The organism is Halomonas sp. Ps84H-12 (genome assembly GCF_024124725.1).
Lineage (GTDB): Bacteria > Pseudomonadota > Gammaproteobacteria > Pseudomonadales > Halomonadaceae > Vreelandella > Vreelandella aquamarina.
The window spans coordinates 1-5,210 of sequence record NZ_JAMXSJ010000072.1 but is presented as its reverse complement, the minus strand read 5'-3'; the positions used below and the strand labels follow the sequence as shown (position 1 = coordinate 5,210).

Below are 5,210 nucleotides of genomic sequence, written 5' to 3'. Positions count from 1 at the left end.
GGTGCGGCGACTGGCGCGGAACTTTATGTTGGGCATGGCACTGTCTGGGTGAATGGCGATAATGGCTATATTGCCATGCAGGTCAGTGGGTTAGAAGTGCTTCCGGGGGCGGTCTCACGGATTCAGGTTATAGCTAAGCTTACCCCCCCCCCCCCCTGATGATTAAATAAAATGGAAACCATTATGACATCTGCTACTGACAATACGGTCAAAATAGGACACTTTATTAATGGTGAAATAACAGACGCCAGTGAGTATCGCAGCCATATTGACCCGGGCAAGCTCTCAGATGTTGTGGCCAGTGTTGCGGTCGGTACGGCTGATGATGCCGAGCAAGCCATCCAGGCCGCACATAAGGCTTACCTTTCCTGGAGAAAAGTTGAGCCGAGCGTACGTGTTGACATGTTGATGAAAGCTGGCGAGATACTGGGTGAGTGTACAGAAGACCTAGCGCCATTGCTCGTACGTGAACATGGTGGCGTTCTTTGGGAGGCACAGACTGACTTTGCGCTGGGTAAGGGCGTGCTTCAGCATACGGCGAGCCTTGCAGAAGCCTTCCTTGAGCCGGTTAATATTGATGACGACCAATGTACGATCCGCGTTGAAAAGCAGCCAAGAGGCGTCGTAGCCGCTATTGTTCCCTGGAACATGCCAGTGGTATTAACGATGATGAAGCTGGCACCAGCCTTGGCAACCGGTAACACTCTAGTGCTAAAGCCTTCTCCCTTTGCCTCTGCGGCGTTAACCATTGCACTCCAACGTATGGCAGCGGTCTTTCCACCGGGTGTAATCAATGTGGTGCATGGCGACATTGAGGTGGGTGAGACGCTGACCACCCATCCTCTAGTGCGTAAAGTTGGGTTTACGGGTGGTACCGCGACTGCTCGTGCGGTTATGAAAAGCGCCGCCGATTCGATTAAGAACCTCACCCTGGAACTGGGCGGTAACGATCCGGCAATTGTGCTGGATGATGCTGATATCGAGAAGACATTGGATCGTATGTTATCCGGTATCTTTACACGCTCTGGGCAGATTTGTTTTGCCGTTAAGCGAATCTATGTGCCGCGCGCTATGTATGATCAGTTTGTCGATGCTTTATGCAACCGGGTTAGTGAGTTTGTAGTGGGCCACGGTTTGAGCGAGGGAGTCAATTTTGGCCCGTTGGCAACGGAGGCGCAATATCAGAGTGTGCGCAAGCTCATTGATATCGCAAAGGCGTCTGACGCCCAGGTCGTTGAGTTGGGCCGCATGGCCGACGGGGTCGATAAAAATAATGGCTATTATATGTTGCCGCACGTTGTTATTGGTGCTTCCCACACCGACCAAGTGAGCTGTTGCGAGCAGTTCGGACCAGTAATTCCTGTGATTGCCTATGACGACGAGGAGCAAGTGATCGAGTGGGCGAATGATACCGATTACGGTCTAGGTTCTTCTGTTTGGACTTCAAATAGTGAACATGGCTTCCAACTGGCAACTCGAATTGAAGCAGGCAGCACCTTCATTAACAGCCACTCCTTCGAATCGCTAGATCTACGCATGCCGTTTGGTGGTATTAAGCTTAGTGGTATCGGGCGTGAATTCGGTGAAGCGGGTATGGCTGAATACGTAGAAGAGCATGCTATTCGCCTGCTTAAATAAAATATTAGCCTGAGTTATTTTAATAAGAATAAAAGGTGAAAAAATGAAAGCGAAAAATAAGATGCTGTTGCCAGTATGCGGATTTGGCCTGTTGATGGCAGGCCAGTTTGCAATGGCTGAAGAGAGTGATCCTGTAAAGCTAGGCTTAATGCTGCCCTATACGGGGACCTACACGGCGTTAGGCGAGGCCATTACCAATGGATTAAAACTCGCTATTGAGCAAAATAATGGTCAACTTGGTGGCCGGGAAGTCGAGTATGTCCAGCTTGATTCCGAGGCTAATCCCTCCAAGGCTCCCCAGAATATGAGCCGTTTAGTCAACAGTGACGAAGTCGACTTTGTGATTGGCCCTGTTCACTCTGGTGTAGCCATGGGGATGCTTCGTGTGGCCAAGCAGACCGGTGCTATTACGATTATTCCCAATGCCGGGTTGGGAGCGGCAACTAATGAGCTTTGCATGCCCAACGTCTTCCGTACTTCTCATAATATGTGGCAGGATAGCTACCCTATGGGAAAAGTTGCCTATGAGCGCGGCTACCGCGAGATAGTAACGATTACCTGGGATTATGCTGGTGGTAAAGAAGATGTTGAGGGCTTTGAGGATGCATTTACTGAAGCCGGTGGCGAGATCATTGAACAAATTTTGGTTCCTTTTCCCAGCACTGAATTTCAGAGTTACTTGACGCAAATTGCCAGCCTCAGCCCTGACGCGGTTTATACCTTCTTTGCGGGTGGAGGAGGGGTAAGCTTTGTGCGCGACTACGCGGCCGCAGGGCTTAAGGAAAATATTCCCTTACTAGGCTCAGGCTTTATGACCGAAGGGAATTTGGCTGCATTGGGAGATGCGGGTGAGGGCGTATTGACGACACTTCACTATGCCGAAACGCTGGAGAGTGAAGAAAATCAGAGTTTCGTATCCGCTTATCAAGAGGCGTACGGTGACATGCCTGATGCCTATGCGGTGCACGGTTATGACACTGGCGCCATGCTCATACAAGCACTTGATGCCGTAGAGGGTAATACCACTGATCGCGAAGCACTGATTGCAGCACTAGCCGCCGTAGAGTTGCAAAGCCCACGGGGACCATTGCGCTTCTCTAAATCACACCACCCCATCCAGAATATCTACCTGCGTGAGATTCGTAATGGGCGTCACGAGGTATTATCAGTAGCGCATGAGCTGCTTGAGTCTCCAGACGCTGATTGCCAGATGTGAATAGTTCTTAAAATATACCACTATTCTTATGTATAGCATGGTTAAATCTTATCGTTTTAGTCATGCTATTTTTGATTCTACACCCTAAGGGTTATCCTTTTGTCGCAAATACGATCATGACCTAATGACACCATGACCTGGGGCTGTGGTCGATTTTGTTTTTTTCAACCTATTGATTAAATTGATTTTTTTTAATACTTAGGGCGCAGAATGTTTTTCTGTACGTTGAAACAAAAAATATGTGTTAGTAACAGCCAAACAATGTAGTAACACTCAAGGGCTGTCATGTGTGGTTGATACCTCTTCGGTATGACTAGGCACCTAAACAATATTGGTTCCAGCTTCTAACGCCAATCAAACTGATACCCAATCAAATGATTGCCAGAAGCCGGAGCTGCCATGTCAACCGTCATCCAACATATTGAGACGATACTGGTCGATTTACCGACTATCCGTCCCCACAAACTTTCCATGACCACCATGGCTTGCCAGACCATGGTGATTGTCCGCATGCGTCACTCTGATGGCATCGAAGGTCTTGGCGAAGGCACCACCATTGGCGGCCTTGCCTATGGGCCGGAAAGCCCGGAGAGCATCAAGCGTAATATTGATACCTATTTAGCTCCCCTCTTGATTGGCCAGCCCTCTCACAATGTACACCAACTGCGCTCCCGCCTTCATCGACATGCCCGTGGCAACATGATTGCCAAATCCGCGCTTGAAACCGCGCTATTAGATGCCCAGGGCAAACGCCTGGGGCTGAGTGTAGCCGAGCTGCTTGGCGGCGCACGCCAGGAGCACTTGCCCGTGCTATGGACGTTGGCCAGTGGTGATACGGCCAAGGATATCGACGAGGCTATGCTGCGTTTAGAGCAGCGTCGTCACTGTGACTTCAAACTAAAAATCGGTGCCAACCCGGTGGAACAAGACGTACGCCATGTGGCAGCGATTAAGGAAGCATTGGGCGACCGGGCCAGCGTTCGCGTTGATGTTAACCAGGCTTGGGATGAATCCACGGCGGTACGAGGAATCCAGGCGCTGCAGGATGCGGGTATTGAGCTCATTGAGCAGCCCATTCCCGCCCGTGAATACGCCGGTCTCGTTCGCTTAGCGAACCGTTTCAATGTCCCCATGCTCGCCGACGAAGCCGTACAGGATGCTCGCGATGGGTTGGATCTCATCTGCAGCGGCTTTAGTGGCGCCTTTGCTCTGAAGATTGCTAAATCCGGTGGTATTCACGGTGCACTGGAGCTGGCGCATCTTGCCCAAGCAGCGGGCATTGGCCTCTATGGCGGCACCCTTTTGGAAGGCACCATCGGGACGGCCGCCTCCCTGCACGCCTGGGCGACCCTGCCGGAAATGGCCTGGGGAACGGAAATGTTCGGCCCGCTGCTGCTGACCGATGACATTGTCATTGAGCCGCTTCATTACACCGAGTTCGGGGTTGCCCTGCCGCAAGGTCCTGGGCTGGGGATCAGCTTAGATGAAGATAAATTGACATATTACGCACGTAAATAAACGACACCGCAAATAACGTCATGCCACTGTCTGCGTTTGCCCGTGATGAAAGAGGAGAGCTATATGCTGTTTCAAGTAGAGATGACGGTTAAATTGCCGCCCGATATGCCAGCCGAGCAAGCGGCAAAGATCAAGGCGACCGAAAAGGCGTATTCTCAAGAGCTGCAGCGCCAGGGAAAATGGCGTCACCTGTGGCGGGTGGCAGGTAGCTACTCGAATGTCAGTATTTTTGACGTTGAAGACAACGCCGAGCTGCAAGAACTGGTCAGTAACTTGCCGCTATTCCCTTACATGGAGATCAGCGTCAAGCCCCTGTGTCGTCACCCCTCCTCAGTGCGCGACGATGACAGCTAGTTCTCCACGTAACACGCCCGTTCATATGAATAAAATAACACCCTATAACAAATAGAGGGTTTCACCATGACCGTAAAAATCTTCGACACCCCCGAAGTCCAAACCTTCCTGAATGCCGTGGCGGGTCTTGACCAAGCCGGTGGCAACGACCGCGCCAAGCAGATTGTCCATCGTCTGGTCGGCGACCTGTTCAAGCTGATCGACGACTTCGATGTCAGCGAAGAGGAGTACTGGGCCGCCGTGAACCTGCTCAACGCGCTGGGCAGCCAGACCCAGTTCGGCCTCTTGTCCCCTGGGCTCGGGTTTGACCATTTCCTCGATATGCGCCACGACGCCATCGACGCCGAAGCCAAGCGTACCGGCGGCACCCCGCGCACCATCGAAGGTCCGCTCTACGTGGCTGGCGCCCCCGAGGCGGAAGGCTTTGCGCGGATGGACGATGGCAGCGACCCTGATGGCGAGACCATGTGGCTCACCGGCCAGG

At 51.9% G+C, this 5,210-nt stretch carries 5 protein-coding genes; all 5 read left to right on the top strand.

Going from position 1 to position 5,210, the window contains the following annotated elements:
• Positions 1-171 precede the first annotated feature (171 nt).
• A complete protein-coding gene (locus NH344_RS17905) occupies positions 172-1,638 on the top strand; it encodes an aldehyde dehydrogenase family protein (protein WP_253028265.1) in 1,467 nt (488 codons plus the stop codon).
• 43 nt (positions 1,639-1,681) lie between these two features.
• On the top strand, positions 1,682-2,854 hold the full coding sequence (locus NH344_RS17900) for an ABC transporter substrate-binding protein (RefSeq protein ID WP_253028264.1): 1,173 nt from the start codon (positions 1,682-1,684) through the stop codon (positions 2,852-2,854).
• Between the two features lie 399 nt (positions 2,855-3,253).
• Positions 3,254-4,372 (top strand): muconate/chloromuconate family cycloisomerase, encoded by a 1,119-nt coding sequence (locus NH344_RS17895; protein ID WP_062375972.1) that lies wholly within the window; start codon positions 3,254-3,256, stop codon positions 4,370-4,372.
• A gap of 63 nt (positions 4,373-4,435) precedes the next feature.
• The gene (gene catC, locus NH344_RS17890; protein ID WP_062375970.1) at positions 4,436-4,726 is read left to right on the top strand and encodes a muconolactone Delta-isomerase; all 291 of its coding nucleotides are present in this window, start codon (positions 4,436-4,438) and stop codon (positions 4,724-4,726) included.
• Positions 4,727-4,792: 66 nt separating this feature from the next.
• On the top strand, positions 4,793-5,210 hold a 418-nt coding region (locus NH344_RS17885; RefSeq protein WP_290444105.1), incomplete at its 3' end, for a dioxygenase.

Coding starts and splice junctions, on each gene's coding strand:
- NH344_RS17905 (WP_253028265.1), top strand. CDS start 172: ATGGAAACCATTATGACATCTGCTACTGACAATACGGTCAAAATAGGA.
- NH344_RS17900 (WP_253028264.1), top strand. CDS start 1,682: ATGAAAGCGAAAAATAAGATGCTGTTGCCAGTATGCGGATTTGGCCTG.
- NH344_RS17895 (WP_062375972.1), top strand. CDS start 3,254: ATGTCAACCGTCATCCAACATATTGAGACGATACTGGTCGATTTACCG.
- catC (WP_062375970.1), top strand. CDS start 4,436: ATGCTGTTTCAAGTAGAGATGACGGTTAAATTGCCGCCCGATATGCCA.